Genomic DNA, 24,505 nt, shown 5'->3' with positions numbered 1-24,505 from the left:
AAAGTCGCATTAAGCGACTTTTTTGATTTTACAATAATAAAAGCCATCGCCCTGTCCAGTGACTGGAAGTAACTGACGACCATGAATTTGTTCAATTCCCCAAGTTGCCTCGATTTTTATTTCTTCAGCATTGGCATGTTCAGCAAAAAACGTAACCATTTGCTGTTCATTTTCAGCTTTTAAAATCGAACAGGTGATATACAGCAACGTGCCGCCTACTTTAAGCTGTTGCCATAAATTCTGCAAAATCTGTTTTTGCAGTTCGATGGTTTGGGCTATATCACTAGATTGACGCAATAAACGAATGTCAGGATGACGACGGATCACGCCTGTAGCAGAACAAGGTGCATCCAGAACAATACAATCCAATGCTTGATTGGCTTGCCAAGTGGTTGCATCCGCAGCAATGATCTCAACATGGCTTTGATCCAGTTGTAAGCGCTGTAAATTTTCAGTGACCCGAAGTAAACGTTTCGAATCCTGATCTAAGGCAATCAAAGACTGTGGTTTAAATTTTTCTAGTATATGTGCCGTTTTACCACCTGGTGCGGCGCAAGCATCCAAAACGACTTGATCGTTTAAATCGGGTAACAGGGTGGCACAAAGCTGTGCATGTTCATCCTGTACCGAAAACCAGCCCTGTTCAAAACCTGGCAATGCTGTAATTTGAACGGATTGCTCTAAGACAATACCCACCTCTGACCAGTTGCAAGCACGTGCCTGAATTTGTTCAGCCTGAAGTTTAGCCAGATAAGCATCGCGCCCAATATGGCGCTGGTTAATTCTTAATGTGAGCGGTGCGGTTTGTTTGAGTTGCTGACATAAGTCATCGACTTGTAGCGGCCAGTCTTTTCTCAAACGTTTATACAGCCAGCTTGGAAGCCCATGCGCTTGTTGTAAATGTTGTTGAAACTCTTCAGTTTCCCGCGTAGCACGACGTAAAATGGCATTCACAATACCGCTTAAAGCATGAAAACCGAGTTGTTTACTGGCAGTAACTGTTTCTGAAATGGCAGCATGGGCAGGGATGCGCGTACACAATACTTGATATAACCCAACGTACAAACAGGTTTCCACTGTTTCATTATTCAGAGGTTTGGTCAATAAAGGTAAGGTGATCGCTTTGAGTGCATACCATTGGCGTAGGGTTCCCAATACCAGTTCATGAAACAAAGCGCGATCACGTTCTGGAATTTCACTCAGTTGCTGATGTAATAAGCTCGCTAAAGATTGACCTTGTTGCACCTGTAAAAGAGTTATCACGACTTGTGCACGTAAATTAAGTTCGGTACTTGGACGCGGAAATTGTTTCATGCCAATACTTGCCCAATATTAAGTTTCTGTGTTTGTAGAATTTGTACAGGATTTAAAGCCTTACCACCTGGCCATTGTAATGAACTCAAGCAGACTGCACCTGTAGCACAGGCGACATGTACGCCATTTTTATCTATGGCAATAATCTCACCGATTTGAGCATTTTCATTGCTGAAAGAAGAAATACTGGAATTCCAGACACGTAAGTTATTGCTCTCATCAAGCACAATAAAAGCGACAGGCCACGGATTAAAGGCTCGAATATTGCGGTCTATCTGAACCGCATCGAGCGACCAGTCAATCTGTGCTTCAGGTTTTGTAAGTTTGTGCGCATAGACCGTTTGACTCTCATCCTGAACCTGACGCGTATGCAAATAACTTTGTAGGCTCTGTTCTGACTCTAGCACTTTGCAAATGGCTTCTGCGCCTTGAGTGGCCAATTTTTCATATAAACTGGCAGATGTATCCGTGTCTTGAATATCATAAAAGGTTTTGTAGAGCATATCGCCTGTATCTAGACCTGCTGCCATTTGCATAATCGTGACACCTGTCTGAGTATCACCTTCGGCAATGGCACGTTGAATAGGTGCTGCACCTCTCCAACGGGGTAATAATGAACCATGAATATTCAGGCAACCATACTTGGGTGTATCTAAAACTGCTTGCGGCAAAATCAGACCATAAGCTGCAACGACCATGACATCTGCACCCAACTCAGCCAATTGTTGCTGAGCTGCCAGACCTTCTTCTGTCGATGCTTTAAAATGTAAAGGTTGATAAACAGCTAAATGGTGTTCAAGCGCGAGTTGCTTGACTGGAGAAGGTGTGAGTTTTTGACCACGACCTGCTTTGCGATCTGGCTGAGTATAAACAGCAACAATCTCATGTTCTGTTTGAACTAAGGCAGCCAAAGCCGTAGCGGCAAATTCAGGTGTTCCTGCAAAAATAACTTTCACACATTCACTTCCATAAAAACTTGAGGCTATTATAAGGCAAAACCGCGTTTAAGCCTAAAATCCAGTGATTATTTGTGTAATTACAATGGCTTAAATGGTGTATTGGGTGTGGTTGAGCATCATTATTTTTTATTAATAACAAAAGGTAATGCAAAATTAAAAAATTATTCATGAAAGTTTTGTATTCAATTTTAAACAGATCGGTTTATATTGAATCTCCTATTATCCCAATTTTATGGTTTTGTGATGAGCAGCGTGCATCGAATGTGCCTTAAAATGAAAGTCATTTTTGCTCATCGCTTAAACACTAAGCTGTAGTATGATGTAAGAATCTGCTGAAATAGCCTAATTTAGCCAGAGACCCATTTAGATTTGTCTCAAGCACAACTTGTTGGAAACGCAAATGCCTGATTATCGTTCAAAAACATCTACGCACGGAAGAAATATGGCTGGTGCGCGTGGCTTATGGCGCGCAACAGGAATGAAAGATGAAGACTTTGGTAAACCGATTATTGCGGTGGTCAACTCGTTCACTCAATTTGTTCCGGGACACGTACATCTTAAAGATCTAGGTCAACTGGTGGCTGAACAGATTCAGGCAGCAGGTGGTGTGGCAAAAGAATTTAATACTATTGCGGTCGATGACGGCATCGCGATGGGGCATGATGGCATGCTGTATTCATTGCCTTCGCGTGATTTGATTGCAGATTCTGTCGAATATATGGTCAATGCACACTGCGCCGATGCCATGGTGTGTATTTCAAACTGTGACAAAATCACCCCAGGCATGTTAATGGCTTCAATGCGCCTGAATATTCCAGTGGTCTTTGTGTCTGGTGGCCCGATGGAAGCAGGTAAAGTCAAGATTCGTGGCAATGAAAAAGCGATTGATCTGGTCGATGCAATGGTCGTTGCTGCGGATGACAGCTATACAGACGAAGAAGTACAGGCTTTTGAACGTTCGGCTTGTCCAACCTGTGGTTCATGTTCAGGGATGTTTACTGCGAACTCAATGAACTGTTTAACCGAAGCATTAGGTTTGTCTTTGCCGGGTAATGGTTCGATTGTCGCGACTCATGCAAACCGTAAAAAACTATTTGAACGTGCGGGACAATTGATCGTTGAATTGGCAAAACGTCATTATGAACAAGATGATTACAGCATTTTGCCACGTTCAATTGCCACCAAAAAAGCCTTTGAAAATGCGATGACACTAGATATTGCTATGGGCGGTTCGACCAATACCGTATTGCATTTATTGGCGGCGGCACACGAAGCCGAAGTCGATTTCACCATGGATGATATCGATAACCTGTCGCGTAAAGTGCCTGTGTTATCAAAAGTTGCGCCAGCGAAACAAGATGTGCATATGGAAGATGTACATCGTGCGGGCGGAATTATGGCAATTTTAGGTGAGCTGGATCGTGCCGGTTTACTAGACACCTCTGTGAATAGTGTGCATGAAAAAACCTTAAAAGATGCACTGGATAAATGGGACATCATTCGTACCGAAGCACCAGAGGTCTATGAGTTCTATCGCTCTTCACCGGGCGGTATACCGACTCAAGTGGCATTTTCACAAAATCGCTATTATTCGACACTGGATGGTGACCGTGAAAAAGGCGTGATCCGTAATGCTGAACATGCTTTTTCTCAAGACGGTGGCTTGGCTGTTCTTTACGGTAATATTGCGCTTGATGGCTGTATCGTTAAAACTGCGGGTGTGGATGAATCCATTCTCAAATTTACAGGTACAGCCCGTGTTTTTGAAAGTCAGGATTCAGCCGTAGAAGCAATTTTAGGTGGTGGTATTAAAGCAGGTGATGTCGTGGTCATTCGCTACGAAGGCCCACGTGGTGGTCCAGGTATGCAGGAAATGCTATATCCAACCAGTTATCTTAAATCTAAAGGTTTGGGTAAAGACTGTGCTTTGATTACCGATGGTCGTTTCTCAGGGGGGTCGTCTGGTCTTTCCATTGGCCACGTATCTCCAGAAGCCGCAGAAGGCGGTGCAATTGGTTTGGTGCATGATGGTGATACCATTGAAATTGATATTCCAAACCGTACCATTCACTTAAATGTGGATGATGCAACAATGGCGCATCGCCGTACGGTGCAGGAAGAAAAAGGTTGGCATCCTGCTGAAGAGCGTAAACGTAAAGTCTCTAAAGCACTAAAAGCCTATGCGATGCATACTACCAGTGCAGCCCGAGGTGCGGTACGCGAAGTTTAAACATACCCACTGCGTTTATAAAACACTCACTTTTGTGGGTGTTTTTTTATGGAAAACGGTCATTTCAATGTTAAAGTATAATGCATTATGCTTTTACATCCTGTTTAACCCATTGTCCGATAAAAATTTATTAGAGGCTTGATTCATGTCACTGTTACGCCGTTGGTTTGATCCTATTCGATCGAGCTGGTTTTACCAAAAACCCTCGCGTCAAGCAGTGTTATCAACCGAGCAGGGCTTGAGTATTTATTTAAGACTGGATGATGTCTATAGCTATCTTGCGGTGCAGCAACTGACCCAACTAGATGACATCTTAACTGATGAAATAAAACCGCTTAAAGTCATTATTTCGCATCAGGGCGCAGAACCTCCCAACGGCATGACTGCATTGGAATGGCAAAATTATTGTTTTAACGATGCCAAGATTTTAGCCAAACAACATCGGTTTAGTTTTGATGAAACTCCCGAACAGCCTACCTCTGAAGCATTGAGTCAAGCTGAACTGATATTAAAAAATACGCCTTTACAGGGTAAAAATTTCTTGTATTTGCTTGAAGATGTGTTTCATATGCTGTGGCAACAGCAATATGGCAAGTTGCGAACCCTGTACACCATGGCCCGCCAACAACAAACTCCGCAAAATTTTCCAGAGCGGATATTTGAAGATGTTCCTGTGGCAGCCAGTTTCTTTGAGTTCGGTGGACGAAAATATCAAGCAGTCGATGATTTATTGCGTTTGACCCGCCGTTTAAAACAGCAAAAATTATTGACTGACAATCCTATTTTTTTGATCAATCACATTGAATGGCGTGAACATTTGCTCAGTGATGCTGAAGAGTTGGCTGATATTCAAGCCATGCATCCAGAACTGGATTTATTTATAGCGCTTGAAGATCCGATTAGCTGGCTGCTATTGGCTTATATTCGAGAAGAACTGGCTAACTATTATAATATTCAACTCACGGTTTATCCGCTCAGCTATCAGGGGCGGGATTTATTTGACTGGAGTCTCGCGACACGCTTATCCAAGCGTACCGATGTGGCATTTACCCCATTTTGCCGTCCGACCCAACCAGCCACGCTAGAAATGGCAAAATTATATTACAGCACCCCTGAGGAGCAGCGTGTCGATGCCATGTATCACATTCTTCAGGCGGTCTGGACTAAAGGTAAGGATCTTTCGTATAAGCCGCATTTTCAGGCATTACAGCAGCAGTTAGGTATCGAGTCCTTGACTCAAGAAGATGTGGCGACTTTCTTGGTCGATAATGATGCTTTCTGTCACGAGAAACATCAACCTGATTTTCCTGTCCTAGAGTTACGTATAGAAGGGCAACGTTATGTGTTTAATAGCCTGTATCGTGTCTGGATGATTGAAAGTATCTTTAACAATGTACTCGAAGAAAAATATAAAACGGAAAGTCTTGAACACTAATTGATGTAGGTGTTTTGCGAGAAGAGAATTCTCTCAAAATTTACGCAATCATTTCAAAAGCTGCCTGTATCTTGATGATCATGGCAGCTTTTTTGTTTTTTCTTGGTAAATTGTTCAACAAAAATCGTACCTGACGTTGGAAAAAGGTATGTTTTTTATGCTAAATATTTGTGTACATAATGAATGATATTTTTCTTATGAATACAAATTGCATCAGTTGGTATTCATAAGAAAATTGGAGTTCTCTTATGATGACCACATCAAATCGTGATTTAAAATTGCATCGTATTGTTATTGTGGGTGGCGGCGCTGGAGGTCTGGAACTTGCCACACGTTTAGGTAACACACTTGGAAAACGTCGCAAAGCGGAGATTATTTTAGTAGATGCTGCTTTGACGCATATCTGGAAACCTTTATTACATGAGGTCGCAGCAGGAACATTAAACTCTTATGAAGATGAGTTGAACTATTTTGCCCATGCCAATCAACATCATTTTGAATTTTTTCTAGGTCGTTTAAAAGATATCGATCGTCAAACTCAAGAAATTGTATTGGATGTTTTACGCGATGAAGAGGGTAAAGACATTGCACCTGAACGACGCATAGGTTATGACACTTTAGTAATGGCGATTGGTTCCACCTCCAATGATTTTGGCACCTCAGGCGCTAAGGAACATTGTATCTTTTTGGATTCACGCCCGCAGGCTGATCGTTTTCAGCGCGAATTTTTAAGTATGTATCTGGAAGCCCAAGCTAATCATTTGATGCATCGTCATCAGAATGATTTGAATATTGCAATTATTGGCGCAGGGGCAACAGGAGTTGAATTGGCGGCTGAGTTACATCATGCAGCCAATGAATTTTCTAAATATGGTTTGAATAGTATTGATCCGAAAGATGTCAATATTAGTTTAATTGAAGCTGCGCCGCGCATTCTGCCTGCATTGAATGAACGTGTCTCTGAACGTGCCCAGAAAGAACTTGAAGACATTGGAGTAAAAGTTCTGACAAATTGTCGGGTTACGCATATTGATGCCGATAAAGTTTGGTGTGAAGGAGATTTACAGGTTAGTGCGACATTGAAAGTCTGGTCAGCAGGGATTAAAGCCCCAGATTTTCTGAAAGATATAGCTGGACTGGAAACCAATCGTATTAATCAGTTAGTGGTCCGTCCAAGCTTACAGACCACACGTGACGAAAATATTTTTGCGATGGGCGACTGCGCTTGCTACATCCCTGAGGGTCAAGAACGACCTGTGCCACCACGTGCGCAAGTCGCCAATCAGGAAGCCATATTTCTGGCTAAAGCACTGGAAAATCGACTGAATCAAAAACCATTGGGGCAGTTTCAGTTCAAGGACAAAGGCTCACTGATTTCCTTGAGTGAACATAGTAGTGTCGGCAGTATTTTTAATAACATCAATGTTGAAGGCTTTATGGCGCGGATGATGTATGTATCACTTTATCGTTTCCATCAAGTTGCATTACATGGCGTATTTAAAACCACTTTGATGATGATGACGGATTTGCTCTCTAAAACTGCATCACCGAAACTTAAAATGCACTAATGCTGGGCAACAGCTAAATCTTTTTGATGCATCATCTAATTTAAACCACTTTCCTATGACAAGTGATCTATATGCTCGCTTGTCATAGAGATTGCTGCGCATGCTGTATTTGTGAAAAATCACAGACATTAAACACTAAACTTTCAATCAAAATACATCCTGAAAAAACACCTTTTCTTGATCTAATCTGAATTTTCAAACACGCATGAGTTGCTATTGCCTGCATCTTTATAGCTGTTTTATTTTTAAAAATAATTCAGTAACAACAATGTCATATCGTTTTTTAAATTTAAATAATTTGTATAAAACGAAATTAACTCAAACTATTTTTCACTTATAAATAGATGTATTTAAAATCGAGGGTATTTGATTTTTTATGCGTCAGATTAATAAATTTAATAATTAAAATAGAATGGTTTTAAAATTTATTTAATATTTTTTCAGTATCACAGTGATAATTAAATAGTATTTAAATTGTGGTTTCGATTGTTGCTTAATATCAGAAAAAAGTAATGTATTTAATTTACTATTATTCATGTTGTTTGTTAAAGAAATAAATTTTTTATTTAAATGATTGATATTATTTAATTTTAATATTTTTATAAATAATTTTAATGTCTAAAAATAATACTTTTATTTAATTTGAATCTGTATTAAATTAAAGCTGGGCAGAGTAAAACTTGAAGTGCGACATAAACCACCTAATTAATTTAAAGGGTTTATGGAGTATATAAAATTGTCATACCATCATCTTAACTTTGAAGATCGTACTGCATTAATGCTTGAGTCAAGAAAAGAAGGCTTTTCAGCCAGAAAATTTGCTGAACTTATTAAAAGACATCCTAGTACGATCTATCGTGAGCTTAAAAGAAATAGCATCAATGACGTTTATCAAGCTCGATATGCTTCTGATAACACCTTCGCTAGACGTAGACGTGGTCACAGAAAACTCAAAATCGATTCAATCCTCTGGAAATTTATTGTTGAAGCGATCCGTTGTTTATGGTCTCCTCAGCAAATAGCAAAGCGTTTAAAGACATTTCCTGATTTGGATCAAACAATGAATGTAAGCCATACAACGATTTATTCAACGATACGCGCATTACCAAAGGGTGAGTTGAAAAAAGACTTATTATCCTGTCTGCGTCATGAAAATAAAAAGCGAAAAGCTAACGGTGAACCTAAAAAAGATTCTATATTACAGGATATTAAAACTATTCATGAGCGCCCAGCCGAAGTTCAAGAAAGAAAAATACCGGGTCATTGGGAAGCTGATTTAATTAAAGGTAAAGACAATAAAAGTTCGATAGCAACACTTATTGAACGAAATACACGGCTCTGTATCTTGGCAACATTACCTGATGCAAAGGCAGAATCAGTGCGCAAGGCTTTAACTGAAGCTCTGAAATATTTACCTGCAGAACTGCGTAAAACGTTGACCTATGACCGTGGACGCGAGATGGCAGAACATAAAATACTTGAAGAAGATTTAGGCATAGATGTATATTTCTGTGACCCACATTCACCCTGGCAAAAAGGCACATGCGAAAATATGAATGGTTTAATTAGGCAATATTTACCTAAAGGGATTGATTTAAATCAGGCAGATCAGCATTATTTAAATCAAGTTGCCATGTCACTGAATACTCGTCCTAGAAAAGCGTTAGATTGGCTTACACCATTAGAGAAATTTGCTCAGCTTGTTGATTATCATAAGACTTTTCAAACTGTCGCACCTCATGTTTGAATTCGCCCTGTTATTGATTTAAGACCAGATGGATTTGTTTGTTTTAAATCATGGCTGTGGCATATTAATTGCTATATTTATTTTAAATTTTGTTATTTTTATAAAATTATGAAAATAACACTATATTTTTTGCTTTAAACAAATCTTTTAGGTTTTAAAAGCATGTCTATAGTTATTAATTGATGCAGCAATCAAAACGATTTTTTTATAAGGGATATTTCATGTTAAAACATCTTCAGTTCGTATTCGCCCCAATCGTACTTTTAACTATGGCGCCACAGGTGATGGCAGGCGATGTGCTAGACAGAATCAAGCAAAAAGGTTCGATTACCCTCGGTTATCGTGAATCAGCGGATCCTATTTCTTATATCGCAAATGGTAAACCCGTTGGCTATGCACTTGATATTTGTCACAATGTGGTGACAGAAATTAAAAAACAACTTAAAACTCCACAATTAAAAATTGAATACAAAGCTGTCAATTCTACGAGTCGTATTCCAGAGGTTTTAGCGGGAAATATTGATATTGAATGTGGAACGACCACGAATAATAAACAACGTCAGCAACAAGTGGCGTTTTCTACCAGTTATTATGTGGCTGATGTTCGTATGGCAGTTAAAAAAACATCGAATATTCAAACCTTAAAGCAATTAAATGGCAAAGCTGTCGTGACTGTACAAGGGGGAAATCCTGAAAAATATTTAAAAATGAGTGCTAAAAAAGCAAATATCAAGATTATTTCATTAGGTGGCAAAGATCATGCCGATGCATTTTCAATGCTATCTTCAGGTCGTGCAGCAGCCTTTGTAAACGATGATATTGGTCTTGCAGGTTTAATTGCCAAGTCTGCGAATCCTAAAGATTATGAAATTGTCGGTCCTACTTTGTCTTCTGAGCCTTATGGCATCATGTTTGCCAAAACTGATCCTCAACTCAAAAGTATTGCAGATGGCGTGGTCAATCAGATGTGGAAATCTGGTCAAATGGATCAACTTTATAAAAAATGGTTCCAGTCGCCAATCCCACCTAAAAATATAAACTTAAATTTGGCGCCAAGCGGCTCTTATAAAGCATTAAAAGCTAAACCAAATGATGTGGGTATTTGAGACTAAATTGAACATTGACCTGAATTGAGTACGTGTTGCGCTGTTGACTGTAGTTTTAATTCATAGTGTTAATTTCCAAATTTATAAACCATTGCAAAAAAGCAATGGTTTCGTATTTCGGCTTTCATTATTTAGCCTCAACTTTTGCTTGAGGCTGTCTACCAAAAACATGAATAGGAACTTTTACCTGACTCCATTAGCATAATCTTGTTCAAATTACAGAGTCCGTTGCTGATGGAAATGTTGGCTTTAGTCATCATGGTATTTATGTTAGCAGGCATGGTCAAAGGTGCCTTGGGGTTGGGACTACCTACCGTCGCAATGGGATTGCTGACCCTTGTGATTGCACCATTTCAGGCGGCTTCTTTGCTGATTATTCCCTCCATGATTACGAATTTTTGGCAATTGTTTGCAGAAGGGCGGGTCTGGAGCCTGATTCAACGTTTTTGGTTGTTATTACTTGGGATTATTGTCGGCACTGTATTTAGTTTTTTACCGACTTTAAGTCAGGCGACAGGTAAAACCAGTGAGGTTTTATTGGGTGGGATGCTGATCGTATATGGTCTATATGGTTTATGGGTGAAACAACTCCCCAATCTCGCACCTTATGAAAAATGGTTATCGCCCATTGTTGGTTATTTGGGTGGCGCTTTAATTGTTTCAACAGGTGTGATTATTATTCCAGCGGTGCCTTATTTGCAGTCTTTGCGTTTGAAACGGGATGATTTGGTACAGTCATTAGGTTTGGTTTTCACCTTATCGACGATTTGTCTGGCCATTTATTTACAACTGCACTCCACAGGAACTATGCCGATTGATTATCGTTTGGCATGGATCGCAGTGATTCCAGCAGTTTTCGGGATGTGGCTTGGGCAAAAATTACGTTATCGCATACCTGAGCAACGTTTTCGCCGTTTTTTCTTTATTGGACTGATTTTATTGGGTACTTACATGGTTGTACATTAAGCGTTCATGGGCTGAGGTTTGTTTTCGAGTAAGAACTGGGCAAAATCTTGATAGCTTGCAGAAAGATTAGAAAACTGACGAGCAGCTAGAAGTAGTTTGCGATTCGCCCATGCACCTGTGAGCGCAATTGTAGAAAAATCATAAAGTTTTTGTAAATGTGAAGCAGCACGAAGCGGCATAATCGCGACACCGACACCATTGGCGACCACTTGAGCCATCGCACTAAAGCTAGGTAAGCGTAAACGATAGTGCAGTTGGTGATGAAGATGTTTGGCTTGCGTTTCGATCGATTGTTGTAATGAGTGATGTGGCAGAAGTCCAATAAAATCTTCCTTTAAAATCGCTGCAAAATCCAATTGTCCATGTGTGGCTAAAGGATGATCTGGCGCGCAAATAAAGACCAATGGATCTTCAGCAAAAACGTGTGTTTCCAATGCATCATTGGGGGCAAAAAAACTGGAAATTAATCCTAGTTCTGCCTGACCTTTTTGTAATGCAGCAATAATGTCATTACTCTCTGCCTCATGTAATTCAATCTGAAGTTGTGCATGTTCGATCAGATATTTGGGCAATAACATGGGTAAATATTCGCTTTGTGCAGAGGAATTACACCATAAAGTCAGTTGTTGTGTGGTTTTACGCTGGAAAGTCTGCATCTCTTGTTCTAGTGCGTCGAGTCCATAGATCAGAAGTTGTGCATGTTGTAACAGGGTTTGACCTGAAATCGTCAATTCAACGCCTGTCGCATGACGAATAAACAAGGCGCTGTGAAAATGTCGTTCGAGTTTTTTAATGCGTTCACTGGCGGCTTGTAAAGAAATAGCTGAACGTTCAGCCCCTTTAGTCAGACTACCTGTATCCACCACATGTAAAAAAAGTTGTAGATCAAAAAAATCAAAGCGCATAAGCCATTCGGTGAGTATTAAGCATGACAAAGTCATGATAACCAAAAATGCTTGATTCAAGATTTAATTTCATAAAAAAAGCAGCCTTATGGCTGCTTGAAAATTCAAAAAATGAATATTTTAGCTTTTATCTTTTAGGCCAAAAAGCCAATTCAACAAAATCGCCGCAAACGTTGCGGTGCCGATTCCGCCTAAATTGAAGTTGCCAAACATGAGTTCAAAGTTACCTGCACCCAAAATAATCGTGACCGCAGCGACAATCAGATTTTTGTTGTTGGAAAAATCAACTTTGTTTTCAAGCCAGATTTTTGCCCCTGCAATGGTAATTAAACCAAAGACCACAATCGAAGCACCTGTCAGCACGGCGCTTGGAATGGTACTAATCACCGCACCAAATTTAGGCGATAATCCGAGGAAAATTGCAAAGATCCCTGCAATCACAAAGACAATGGTCGAGTAAACACGAGTGACTGCCATGACCCCAATATTTTCACCATAGGTGGTCATCCCTGGCGCGCCAACACTACCTGACAATGTCGTGGCGATCCCATCAGCGACAAAAGCCTTACCCAGATAAGGAGTTAAGTCTTCACCCGTCATGGCACCGACTGCTTTGATATGTCCCAGATTTTCAGCCACTAAAATGAGGGCAACAGGTGCAATAATCAGCATGGCATTGGTTTGAAAGGTAGGTGCAGTTAAGCTGGGCAAACCAAACCACGGTGCAGCCGAAATTTGTGAAAAGTCAATCGGTTGACCCAACCCTAGTCCATTGGTGGCAATCGCATAAATCAGATAAGCGATCAGTAGACCAATTAAAAGCAACAGTCGCTGTAATAGCCCACGTGTAAATACCGCGATAATGCCCATACACAACACTGTAATCAGCGCCATCCACATATCAAAAGGATGCCCTGCAACAGCTTTCACGGTAACAGGTGCCAAATTTAAACCAATAATCATGACCACAGCACCCGTAACGACAGGTGGCATCAATTTTTCAATCCAGCGCGTTCCTGTCAGCATGACCATAAAACCAATAATGGCATAAATCACGCCACAGGCGACAATACCGCCCAGTGCAACGCCAATATTCGGATTTGCACCTGAACCTGTGATATGTCCTGTCGCAGCCGCTACAACGCCAATGAACGCAAAGCTCGAACCCAGATAACTCGGAACACGCCCGCCTGTCATACAGAAAAATAAGATGGTACAGATGCCTGACATCAGGATCGCAAGATTTGGGTTAAAGCCCATAAGTAACGGAGCCAATACGGTCGAACCGAACATGGCAAATGCATGTTGAATACCTAAAACTGCACTTTGAGCAGGTGGAAGGTACTCATCGGTCGCCACAGGACGATGATCAATCTGCCCTTGATACGGACGCCATTTTGGAAACCAAGTGGACATAAAATAAACTCTAATTGTTTTAGCTGGCGCACATCATACTCTTTCTTTGATGATGGTTTAATTGATTTCTGAGCAACTGGTAAAGTAAGGCATTTGATTTATCTTTTATTTTTACCAAATGGTAAATTTATGGAAAATTTAACTCAAAGATATATCAGAAGATTGAGGACATGAATTTATAAGAAAAATAGAGGATCAGATCTGACCACATATTTAAATGTGAGCGAAAAAATTGTAAACATGCAGGGGCTAAATGCATGTAGGCAATCTCTTATTAAAGAAAAATGGCCTACATACTATTTAAAAAATGACTTTAGCCTGTATTACGCAGCCCTGCTGCAATGCCCGCAATACTGACCATTAACGCGTGATCAACAGGAGTATGTTCAGCCTGTTCAACATTTAAATAACTTCTACGCCGTTTCATGAGTTCTGCCTGTAGCAGATGTAGCGGAAGCAAGTAGGTTTTGCGCACACGCATGGCTTGATCCAGCACTTCATTATTGCTGAGTAACTTGGATTCACCTTTCATGGCAAGTAAGGTCTGGACTGCATCTTTCAGACGTTGGCGTAGTTCAGTACCTAGTGCTTTTAAATTTTCATCCTGAGTCAAATGCGACTCATAATACAGGGCAATACTGCCATCCGATTTGGACAATACCATTTCCAGCATATCGATAAGGGTTTGGAAATACGGCCACTCATGTAACATTTCGTCCAATGTCTGTTTTTGGCCTGCATCAATAATCTGATTAATCGCGGCGCCAGTCCCCAACCATGCAGGTAACATCAGACGAATTTGTGTCCATGCGAATACCCATGGAATTGCACGAAGCGACTCAATTCCACCACTGACTTTACGCTTAGCAGGACGCGAGCCTAATGGCAACATTTGTAATTCAAGCTCTGGTGTAACGGTACGCAGATATTGCACAAAATAAGGATTTTCACGCACAGTTTCACGATAGACCTGCACCGAAATATCGGTCATTTGATGCATCAGTTCGCGCCATTCCTGTTTAGGAATAGGAGGTGGTAATAAGGTCGCTTCAAGCGTTGCCGCGGTATAAATTTCCAGATTTTGTAAGGCAACTTCTTCCAGACCAAATTTAAAACGAATCATTTCGCCTTGTTCAGTCACACGAATAGCCCCAGAAATAGAACCAGGTGGCTGTGAAAAGAGCGCTTGCTGTGTCGGTGCGCCCCCACGACTGATCGAACCGCCACGACCGTGAAACAGGGTAAGTTGAATTCCGTGTTGTTTCGCAACGGCAGTCAATTCTTCCTGTGCGCGATATTGCGCCCAGTTCGCCGACATAAAACCTGCATCTTTGGCCGAATCTGAATAGCCAATCATGACTTCGTGCTTGCCATGAATATGCTGTTTGTACCACGGCATATTGAACAGTGTATTCATGGTCGCTGCTGCGCCGTCCAGATCTTTCAGGGTTTCAAATAATGGCACCACACGCAGAGGATGCAAAATGCCCGCTTCTTTTTGTAGCAGTAATACTGCGAGTACATCACTGGCATATTCCGCCATCGAAATAATATAAGCACCCAAACTTTCAGGGGGTTGAGCGGCTAAGGTCTGCATGGTCGCAAACACTTCTTTGACATCAGGATGTTGAATCAGGCTATCTTGTGGTTCGTCCAAATGTCGTGGAAGTAACGGACGCTTACTTTGTAATTCCTGAATTAAAAAGTTTTGCCGAGCCTGTTCTGTCCACGATTCAAAATTACCTAATCCCAAATATTCCGTAATCGCTGAGATGGCTTGACGATGCCGACCAGATTCCTGACGAATATCCAGTTTGAGTAGTTCAATACCAAAACAATTTACCCGATAGATAAAGTCCAGTAATTTACCATTGGCAATTTCTGGTAAATTCGATTCGATCAGCGAGCGATGGCACAGCAATAATGGCTCAAGCAATTCACTTTTGGTCTGGATAATCTGGCTATCATCGGCTTCAAAACCTTGTAACTTTTGTGCCAACCAGTGTCGTGTCGCTTTAAGGCGTTGGCGGGTGTCACGTAAATATTCGCGGTACGGTTCAGGATGTTCATAGCCTAAAGCCTGTTTCAGCTCATCCGAACAAGCCTGAATAGACAGCTCCCAACGTAAATCTTCGATATCACGTAGATATAAATCTGCGGCTTGCCAGCGTGATAACCACAAGACTTCTTGTGTAACGCTGTGAGTCACGTTTGGATTGCCATCACGGTCACCGCCCATCCAAGAGGCAAAACGAATCGGTGCAATTTCTAGTGGTAATGAGTTTTCGCAATGTGCTTGAACCAGTTCATTCAGTTCACGTACAAACTTGGGAACCGCATTCCATAAGGTTTGTTCGATGGTGGTAAAACCCCATTTGGCTTCGTCTACAGGGGTTGGACGGTTATGACGAATTTCATCGGTTTGCCAAGCTGAACAGATCAATTCTTTAAGATTATTTAACACTGCCTGACGTTCACGCGGCGTTAATTTTTGCTGATCCAGTCGTGCCAGATCTTCATTGATATCGTCATATTTTTGAATGAGGGTACGGCGACTAACTTCGGTTGGATGCGCGGTCAATACCAGTTCAATTTTAAGCTGACAGATTTGGTCAAATAGTTGTTGTGCTGAAATCTGCCGCTCTTTAAATTTGGTAAATAAGTGTACCAGTGGATTTGGTGAGGGTGCATTTTCATCAAATTCACTGCGACGACGGCTACGCACTACATTGTACTGTTCTGCAATATTGGCAAAATTAAGAAATTGCGAAAAGGCGCGGGTTAATGGCAGGATTTCTTCATCCTTAAGCCCCCAGAAAAGTTGTTCCAGCTTTTTTTCGGCTTCTGCATGACCATCACGTGCACCTTTGGCGAGGGCACGAATTTGCTCAACCTGATTAAACAAATCTTGTCCTGCGTGCTGTTTCAGGGTTTCTCCCAGTAAATTACCCAGTAGACGCACGTCCTCACGTAAAGGAGCATCAATTTGTTGAATCATGGCGCTAGCTCTCCTGCTTTGGTTCTTTTGACTATACCCCGATTCAATGACATTCCAAGTCTAGAGCGTAAAAATATATGAATTATTGTTTAAAAAATTAACACTTATACAAGAACCAACACAGATGCAAAAAATGGCATCGGTCACAATACGCCAAAGGTCTATACCTGATATTTCAGCATAAAAATTTCAATGGTATCACTCACAATATCGCCAATTTCTTCGTTAGAAGGCACGTCAGTAATACCGAGTAAAACCTGATGATGTCGAATACCCAATAACAGTGCCAATGTCAGTTCTGTTTGTTTAAGGGGATTATCCTGACGAATCAATTTTAAACTGGCTGCCTGAGTGAAAAATTCACATAACGCATCAAAAAGCGGTTGATGGGAAGCCTCAAAAAAATGTTGAGCTAATGGACTTTTTTCGGCAGCAAGCTCAAGTAATACATGTTCAAGTTTGATCGCTTCTGGTAAATAAATCATCTTCAGCGTGCACTCACAAACGTCTGAAAACACTTGTAAAAAATCACTCTGTGCGGTTAAACAAAAGTGTTGTTCGGAAATGCATTCTGCGCAGGTTTCCTGAATGGCACAGGTAAATAGACTTTCTTTATCCTGAAAATGATTATAGACCGTGAGCTTGGTCACACCAGCATCTTTGGCAATCTGGTTCATACTGGAGCCGTGATAGCCCTGTTTTAAAAAAAGTGCTTTTGCTGCCTCTAAAATATGAGCTCTTTTTTCCAGATCTTTTGGTCGACCAATCGTATTTTGCACAAAAAATCTCTTAAATAAATTTAAAAAATAAAAACTTATCTCATTTTACATAATTAATGTGCCGCTGGGTATATTAATTAAAAAACAAACAAATTAAGATACTGCTTATATTGTGCCTTAAAAAACAAATTTGAATAAGAGCGAAGGGTTATGACCGCGATAAAACTGACAAGTTTAAGTATATGGATAGTATGTCTAATTACATTGGGTGGGTGTAATCAGCAAGCGCCTGAAGCAGAACAAATTCCTTATGTCATGGTGACACAACCCTCAGCGAGCATGAATGAACAGAAAAGCTATGCAGGCGAAGTACAGGCGCGTCAGCAAACGGCTTTGGCTTTTCGGGTAGGCGGACAGATTACTCAGCGTTATGTGGATGTAGGTGATCGGGTCAAAGTTGGACAAGTCTTGGCCAGATTGGACGTAAAAGATGCCCAGTTACAAATGAATGCCGCTAAGGCCCAACTTGAAAGTGCTCAATCTTCGGCAAAAATCGCCAGTGAAGAATTAAAACGCTTTCAACAGCTTTTGCCTTTAAATGCCGTGAGTCGCTCCCAATTTGATAGCATCAAAAATCAAAATGATGCAGCGCAGGCCAGTTTACAACAGGCTCGTTCCAATTATGAAGTTGCAGCCAATCAGACAGGATATAACCAACTGATTGCCAATAAAAACGGCGTAATTACCCAGCGTGAAATTGAAATCGGGCAAGTGGTTGCGGCGGGACAAGCGGCTTATCAACTGGCGATTGATGGGGATCGTGAAGTGGTCATTGGCGCTCCTGAACAGGCGATGACTGAACTAAAAGTAGGGCAACCTGCATGGATCACTTTGTGGTCACAGCCTGAACAAAAGTATGCCGCTTATGTCCGTGAAATATCGCCTGCGGCAGATCAATCGCGTACCTTTAGTGTCAAAGTCGCATTACGTGAAGCTCAACCTTCCATTCAACTTGGACAAAGTGCCCGTGTATTTTTTAACAATACCCAGCACGATGTCCTCAGTGTGCCTTTATCCAGTGTTTCTGCAAATCATCAACAAGCCTACGTTTGGGTGGTTAATCCGAATCAGACCATTCATAAGGTTGCGGTGACTTTAGGTGCTTATGGACGCGATAGTGTACCTGTATTGTCGGGTTTAAACGCCAATGATTACGTGGTGGTAGGTGGTGTACATCTATTACATGAACAACAAAAAATTCATCCAATCGATCGTGACAATCGTCCTGTGCAAATTGCTTCAGGAGCGAAGCCATGAAGTTTAACTTATCCGAATGGGCGCTGAACAATAAAGGCATCATTTTATATCTGATGTTGCTCTTGGCCATTGTGGGGATTATTTCTTACTCTAAATTATCACAAAGTGAAGATCCACCTTTTACCTTTAAAGTGATGGTGGTTCAAACCTATTGGCCAGGTGCGACGGCACAGGAAGTGTCTTTACAAGTGACCGATCGCATTGAAAAAGAACTGATGACCACAGGCCAATATGAAAAAATCATGGCCTATTCCAGACCGGGTGAATCGATGGTAACTTTTGTTGCCAAAGATTCGCTCAAGTCCGATCAGATTCCAGATGTTTGGTATAACGTGCGTAAAAAAGTAGGAGACATCAAACAGCAACTCCCCGCTGGTGTACAAGGGCCATTTTTTAATGATGAATTTGGTGACACCTTTGGCAATATCTATGTACTGACAGGCAAAGACTACGACTATGCCGTGTTGAAAGAATATGCCGATCGTTTGCAATTACAATTGCAACGCGTCAAGGATGTGGGCAAGGTCGAGTTGGTGGGCTTGCAGGATCAAAAAATCTGGATTGAACTGTCCAATACCAAAGCAGCACAGCTTGGAATTCCTGTGACTGCGATTCAAGAGGCATTACAAAAACAAAACAGTATTAATAATGCAGGTTTCTTTGAAACAGGCACAGACCGCATTCAGATTCGAGTCACAGGCGCATTACAAAACGTTGATGATCTCAAGCATATGCCGTTATTGATCGGCAATCGAACCATACAATTGGGAGACGTCGCAGAGGTCTATCGTGGTTTTAGCGAACCCGCCCAACCGCGCATGCGTTTTATGGGAGAAAACGGTATTGGCATTGCCGTATCGATGCGTAAGGGGGGAGATATTATTGCGCTCGGCAAAAATCTACAAAGTGAATTTGATCATTTACAAAAGACCTTGCCGCTTGGCATGCAACTCAAAAAAGTATCGGATCAACCTGTCGCCGTGCAGCGCAGTATTCATGAATTTATTAAAGTTTTGACCGAAGCTGTGATTATCGTATTGTTGGTCAGTTTTTTCTCGCTAGGTTTCCGTACAGGATTGGTGGTGGCGTTGTCCATTCCACTGGTGTTGGCCATGACCTTTGCTGGTATGAATATGTTTGATGTCGGACTGCATAAAATTTCACTGGGGGCCTTGATTCTCGCACTAGGGTTATTGGTAGATGATGCCATTATTGCAGTCGAAATGATGGCAATCAAAATGGAGCAGGGCTATAGCCGTATCAAAGCCGCAGGCTTTGCATGGAAAACCACCGCCTTTCCGATGCTGACGGGTACTTTGATTACTGCGGCAGGTTTTTTACCCATTGCCACAGCCAACTCCAGTACTGGTGAATATACCCGTTCGATTTTTCAGGTGGTGACCATTGCTTTGATTGTGTCGTGGTTTGCGGCGGTACTTTTTGTACCTTATCTGGGGGAAAAGTTACTGCCAGATTTTAGCAAGATGCAACAAACTGCGCCGTGGTATCAGCGACTTTGGGCAAAGTTACGCCATCAACCTGCGCCTCAGCCTGTTCAACATCATGCAGGTGAAAGCCATGATCCCTATCAAAGTGCCTTTTATTTACGCTTTCGTAAAATGGTCGAAACTTGCGTGAGCTATCGTAAAACGGTGATTATTACGACGGTTTTAATTTTCATTGGCTCCGTCCTATTATTTAAACTGGTGCCGCAGCAGTTCTTTCCACCCTCAAATCGTGCTGAAATTTTAGTCGATTTAAAACTGGAAGAGGGCGCATCACTCACTGCCACAGAACAGGCGGTAAAAAAGGTTGAGCAGTTTCTTGCCCAGAAAAAGGGGATTGATAATTATGTGGCCTATGTTGGGACAGGCTCGCCGCGTTTTTATCTGCCGCTCGATCAACAACTACCACAAGCCAGTTTTGCTCAGTTTGTGGTGTTAGCATCTTCTCTGGATGATCGCGATGAAATTCGTAAATCTCTGGATACACAAATCAAGAAACTATTACCTCAGGTCAGAACACGAGTGTCATTGTTGGAAAATGGGCCTCCAGTCGGCTATCCATTGCAATATCGAGTGTCTGGAGAGGATATTAATTTAGTCCGTGAATGGGCCCAGAAAGTAGCGAAAATCGTAGGGCAAGATCCAAATACCACCAATGTGCATCTGGATTGGGGAGAGCCAAGCAAGATCATTGAGCTGAATATCGATCAGGATCGAGCGCGTCAAATGGGCGTAAGCAGTCAGGATTTGGCCAACTTTTTAAATAGTTCGATTACTGGTGCGGTGATTAATCAATATCGTGAAAAACGTGAATTGATTGAAATTCGTTTACGTGGCGACCAAAAGGAGCGGGTCGATGTCGCTTCATTATCCAGTCTTGCCATTCCGACCAGTCACGGCAATAGCATACCCCTCGCCCAAATTGCCAAAATCCAATACAAGTTTGAAGATGGTCTGATCTGGCATCGTAATCGCTTGCCAACCATTACTGTCCGCGCCGATATTCGTAGCCATTTACAGCCTGCGACCGTGGTCGATCAGCTGTCAGAAAAGATGGATCAATTACGTGCGCAGCTACCTAATGGCTATCTGGTAGAAGTTGGCGGAACGGTTGAAGAATCTGCTAAAGGACAAAGTTCAGTCAATGCAGGCATGCCGTTATTTTTAGCGGTGGTGATGACTTTATTGATGATTCAATTGAAAAGTATCTCACGTTCTATCATCGTGTTTTTAACCGCGCCACTCGGACTCATTGGCGTGACGCTATTTTTATTGTTGCTCAATAAGCCTTTCGGTTTTGTTGCGATGCTCGGCACCATTGCGTTATCAGGAATGATCATGCGTAATTCACTGATTTTAATTGACCAGATTGAACAGGATATTGCAGCAGGGCACGATCCGTGGACTTCAATCATTGATGCGACAGTCCGCCGTTTCCGCCCGATTTTATTGACTGCACTTGCTGCCGTATTGGCTATGATCCCATTATCACGCAGTATTTTCTTTGGTCCGATGGCAGTTGCAATTATGGGTGGATTGATTGTTGCGACCTTTTTAACCCTGTTTTTCTTGCCTGCATTGTATGCAGCATGGTTTAAAGTGAAAAGAGCAACAAATTTGTCATAATTTTTTACGAATAAAAGATGCGAAATATTGAAAATTTCAATATAGTAGCATCTTATTGTTAAGACAAAAAATGACAGCAGAATTTCACCGCATAAAAAGATAAGGTGAAGACTGTGAGTTGAGGTTAAAAGTACATGGGGCAGAACAATCTAGTACAGCATCGCCGTTACATTGCAGCATCTTATGTGTGCATGTTTCTGGGGTTGTTTACGATTCTTTTTGCCGTGATTGCTTATTTCCTTGCACGTAAAATTGCCATGATTGACGGTGCTGAGGTCTGGATTCATACACATGCGCTGTGGATTATGCGTAGCGTGGTGATGTTTCTGATGCTGGCTGTATTTGCGGCTTTATGGTTTATCCCTTTGATTTTCTTCGTTTGGAATAGCGCACTCTGGGTAACGGCATGTGCGATTGCCGGTGTAGTATTTTCAGCCATTGCTTGGTTATATTTGTTGAACGCTTGGATTAAAGGCCTTGCAAAATATGCGAGAAACAAAGCTGTTTTTTAGAAAATTCTAATTTTTTTCAGTTTCCCCCCTTGTAAATCCGACTAAAACCCCCAACTTAGTCGCAGGTTAAGTATATTTTAAATTCCGTGAGGAGCGTCGCCAGATATGGCTAAACGAGATTATTATGAGGTTTTAGGCGTTTCGAAAACCGCGAGTGATGATGAGATCAAAAAAGCCTATCGTAAGTTGGCGATGAAGTATCATCCAGATCGTAACCCCGATAACGCAGAAGCTGAAGAAAAGTTTAAAGAAGCTTCCGAAGCTTATGAAGTACTGTCCGATGGCGAAAAGCGCAGCATGTATGACCGTATGGGTCATAATGCCTTTGAAGGTGGCTATGGCGGCGGTAGTGGCGGCTTTGGTGGTTTTAGTGCAGAAGATATTTTCAGTCAGTTTGGCGATATCTTTGGCGGTGCATTTGGTGGCGGTGGCCGTCAGCAACAGCGCCAACGCCGTGGTTCCGACCTGCGTTACGTGATGGAACTCTCCCTCGAAGAAGCGGTTCGTGGTGTCAAAAAAACCATTACCTTTACTGCACCAGCACCGTGTGATGTCTGTGATGGTAAGGGTTCTAAAAATCCAAATGATGTTGAAACCTGTAAAACCTGTCATGGTACAGGTCAAGTGCGTATGCAGCAGGGCTTCTTCTCGGTTCAGCAAACCTGTAGCACTTGTCGTGGACAGGGTAAAATCATTAAAAATCCATGTAATAGCTGCCATGGTTCAGGGGTAAAAGACCGTCAACAAACCCTAGAAGTGACGATTCCAGCAGGGGTCGACAATGGCGATCGCGTTCGCTTAACAGGTAAGGGCGAAGCAGTACGTGATGGTCAGGCGGGTGATCTATACGTGGAAGTGGTAGTGCGTGAGCATGACGTGTTCCAACGTGATGGTGCAGACCTTTATATGGATGTGCCTGTTAGTATTGCCGATGCTGCTTTGGGTAAAGAGATTGAAATTCCAACGCTTGAAGGTCGTGTTAGCTTAAAAATTCCAGAAGGCACTCAAACAGGTAAATTGTTCCGTTTACGTGGCAAAGGTGTACGTCCAGTACGTAGTAGTATGGTTGGGGATTTACTCTGCCGTATCGTGGTGGAAACTCCAGTGAATCTTACCAGCCGTCAGCGTGAGTTGCTGAAAGAACTACAAGCGACACTGGATGGTGATGAACATAGCGCATCATCCAAGAAAAAATCTTTCTTCGATCGTTTATTTGATTAATTCAAGTTGATTGCAAAAAAATCTGCCCATTTGGCAGATTTTTTTATGCTTAAATTTTAGCGAGCGATAAGAGTTTGGTATAGTAGATCGCATTGTCAACGCTTTTAATGATTTAGGAACAGATTATGTCAGCATCTCCACGCATTGGTGTATTGGGCGCAGGTGGTCGTATGGGGCGCACCCTGATTCAAGCCGTACAACAGGCAGGCTATCAGTTGGCTGCGGCGGTCGAACGTCCAGAAAGTAGTTTAGTGGGCAGCGATGCAGGTGAGCTGGCAGGGATGGGTCATATAGGCGTCAAGGTCGCTGGCAGTCTGGCAGACGTATTAACAGACTGTGACGTGGTGATTGACTTTACCGCACCATCAGCCACGGAACAGCATTTGAAGCTTTGTGCTGAAGCTGGTGTGGCGATGGTGATTGGCACCACAGGCTTTTCAGATGAACAAAAGCAATTGCTTAATGCTACTGCAACTCAAACGCCTGTGGTCTATGCCGCTAATTATTCGGTGGGTGTCAATGTATCCATTAAACTTCTGGAACTTGCAGCTAAAGTCTTTGGGGATAGCGTCGATATTGAAATTATTGAAGCGCATCATCGTCATAAAGTCGATGCACCATCGGGTACTGCCCTGATGATGGGCGAGGCGATTGCAGAGACTTTAGGGCGTGACCTGAAACAGGATGCTGTTTACTGTCGTGAGGGTCATACAGGCCCACGGGAACGTCAAAGCATTGGTTTTCAAACCATTCGTGGTGGAGATATTGTGGGTGAACATACAGCTATGTTTATTGGTGAAGGGGAACGGGTTGAAATTACCCATAAAGCTACCAGTCGTATGAATTTTGCTGCGGGTGCAGTACGTGCTGCGGCATGGGTCGTGGGCCGTGAAGCACGTAAATACGATATGAAAGATGTACTGGGATTTAATGACATTCAGGTGTAATTGCAACTGTCATT

17 protein-coding genes are annotated in these 24,505 nt (G+C 42.0%); 11 read left to right on the top strand and 6 right to left on the bottom strand.

Annotated features, from left to right (window positions below; translation table 11 throughout):
* Window positions 1-9: 9 nt before the first annotated feature.
* Together rsmB and fmt are read right to left on the bottom strand one after the other, a co-directional pair.
* Window positions 10-1,314 carry a 16S rRNA (cytosine(967)-C(5))-methyltransferase RsmB gene (gene rsmB, locus I6L31_RS10755; protein WP_004986164.1) on the bottom strand — a complete coding sequence of 435 codons (1,305 nt, stop codon included), beginning with the start codon at window positions 1,312-1,314 and terminating at the stop codon, window positions 10-12.
* Window positions 1,311-2,270 (bottom strand): methionyl-tRNA formyltransferase, encoded by a 960-nt coding sequence (gene fmt, locus I6L31_RS10750; RefSeq protein WP_005005470.1) that lies wholly within the window; start codon window positions 2,268-2,270, stop codon window positions 1,311-1,313. Before fmt ends, rsmB begins: the two co-directional genes overlap by 4 nt.
* Window positions 2,271-2,673: 403 nt before the next feature.
* Here fmt and ilvD point away from each other — a divergent pair, with 403 nt between their 5' ends.
* The 6 genes from ilvD to I6L31_RS10720 all read left to right on the top strand — a co-directional run bounded on the left by ilvD (window position 2,674) and on the right by I6L31_RS10720 (window position 11,325).
* Window positions 2,674-4,503, top strand: coding sequence for a dihydroxy-acid dehydratase (gene ilvD / locus I6L31_RS10745; RefSeq protein WP_035272509.1), 1,830 nt, complete (start codon window positions 2,674-2,676; stop codon window positions 4,501-4,503).
* A gap of 145 nt (window positions 4,504-4,648) precedes the next feature.
* Entirely contained in the window at window positions 4,649-5,938 is a 1,290-nt protein-coding gene (locus I6L31_RS10740) for a hypothetical protein (protein WP_005005474.1), read from the top strand.
* A 248-nt stretch (window positions 5,939-6,186) separates the two neighbouring features.
* A complete protein-coding gene (locus I6L31_RS10735) occupies window positions 6,187-7,506 on the top strand; it encodes an NAD(P)/FAD-dependent oxidoreductase (RefSeq protein ID WP_004986156.1) in 1,320 nt (439 codons plus the stop codon).
* Between the two features lie 721 nt (window positions 7,507-8,227).
* Window positions 8,228-9,253 (top strand): IS30-like element ISAba125 family transposase, encoded by a 1,026-nt coding sequence (locus I6L31_RS10730; RefSeq protein ID WP_010326927.1) that lies wholly within the window; start codon window positions 8,228-8,230, stop codon window positions 9,251-9,253.
* 221 nt (window positions 9,254-9,474) lie between these two features.
* Window positions 9,475-10,359 carry an amino acid ABC transporter substrate-binding protein gene (locus tag I6L31_RS10725; RefSeq protein WP_005005478.1) on the top strand — a complete coding sequence of 295 codons (885 nt, stop codon included), beginning with the start codon at window positions 9,475-9,477 and terminating at the stop codon, window positions 10,357-10,359.
* 234 nt (window positions 10,360-10,593) lie between these two features.
* Window positions 10,594-11,325 carry a sulfite exporter TauE/SafE family protein gene (locus tag I6L31_RS10720; protein ID WP_005005481.1) on the top strand — a complete coding sequence of 244 codons (732 nt, stop codon included), beginning with the start codon at window positions 10,594-10,596 and terminating at the stop codon, window positions 11,323-11,325.
* Here I6L31_RS10720 and I6L31_RS10715 read toward each other — a convergent pair.
* From I6L31_RS10715 to I6L31_RS10700, 4 genes are all read right to left on the bottom strand, one after another.
* A complete protein-coding gene (locus I6L31_RS10715; RefSeq protein WP_035272511.1) occupies window positions 11,322-12,230 on the bottom strand; it encodes a LysR family transcriptional regulator in 909 nt (302 codons plus the stop codon). The genes I6L31_RS10720 and I6L31_RS10715 overlap by 4 nt on opposite strands.
* Before the next feature lie 120 nt (window positions 12,231-12,350).
* Window positions 12,351-13,646 carry a solute carrier family 23 protein gene (locus tag I6L31_RS10710; RefSeq protein WP_005005485.1) on the bottom strand — a complete coding sequence of 432 codons (1,296 nt, stop codon included), beginning with the start codon at window positions 13,644-13,646 and terminating at the stop codon, window positions 12,351-12,353.
* Window positions 13,647-13,959: 313 nt separating this feature from the next.
* Entirely contained in the window at window positions 13,960-16,644 is a 2,685-nt protein-coding gene (gene ppc / locus I6L31_RS10705; RefSeq protein ID WP_004986142.1) for a phosphoenolpyruvate carboxylase, read from the bottom strand.
* Window positions 16,645-16,805: 161 nt separating this feature from the next.
* The gene (locus tag I6L31_RS10700; RefSeq protein WP_005005488.1) at window positions 16,806-17,423 is read right to left on the bottom strand and encodes a TetR/AcrR family transcriptional regulator; all 618 of its coding nucleotides are present in this window, start codon (window positions 17,421-17,423) and stop codon (window positions 16,806-16,808) included.
* 150 nt (window positions 17,424-17,573) lie between these two features.
* On the opposite strand from I6L31_RS10700, the gene I6L31_RS10695 reads away from it, so the two are divergent.
* From I6L31_RS10695 to dapB, 5 genes are all read left to right on the top strand, one after another.
* Window positions 17,574-18,680 (top strand): efflux RND transporter periplasmic adaptor subunit, encoded by a 1,107-nt coding sequence (locus tag I6L31_RS10695; RefSeq protein WP_005005489.1) that lies wholly within the window; start codon window positions 17,574-17,576, stop codon window positions 18,678-18,680.
* Window positions 18,677-21,811, top strand: a complete 3,135-nt coding sequence (locus I6L31_RS10690) for an efflux RND transporter permease subunit (protein WP_005005491.1) — start codon at window positions 18,677-18,679, stop codon at window positions 21,809-21,811. The genes I6L31_RS10695 and I6L31_RS10690 overlap by 4 nt, the downstream gene beginning before the upstream one ends.
* A 134-nt stretch (window positions 21,812-21,945) precedes the next feature.
* Complete coding sequence (locus I6L31_RS10685; RefSeq protein ID WP_004986136.1) at window positions 21,946-22,323, top strand: hypothetical protein; 378 nt, start codon at window positions 21,946-21,948, stop codon at window positions 22,321-22,323.
* Window positions 22,324-22,428: 105 nt separating this feature from the next.
* Window positions 22,429-23,544 carry a molecular chaperone DnaJ gene (gene dnaJ, locus I6L31_RS10680; protein ID WP_004986133.1) on the top strand — a complete coding sequence of 372 codons (1,116 nt, stop codon included), beginning with the start codon at window positions 22,429-22,431 and terminating at the stop codon, window positions 23,542-23,544.
* 125 nt (window positions 23,545-23,669) lie between these two features.
* Entirely contained in the window at window positions 23,670-24,491 is an 822-nt protein-coding gene (dapB, locus tag I6L31_RS10675) for a 4-hydroxy-tetrahydrodipicolinate reductase (protein WP_005005493.1), read from the top strand.
* The last annotated feature ends 14 nt before the right edge of the window (window positions 24,492-24,505 follow it).

The organism is Acinetobacter septicus (genome assembly GCF_019355975.1).
GTDB classification, from domain to species: Bacteria; Pseudomonadota; Gammaproteobacteria; order Pseudomonadales; family Moraxellaceae; genus Acinetobacter; species Acinetobacter ursingii.
This window is presented reverse-complemented; position numbering and strand designations above follow the sequence as displayed.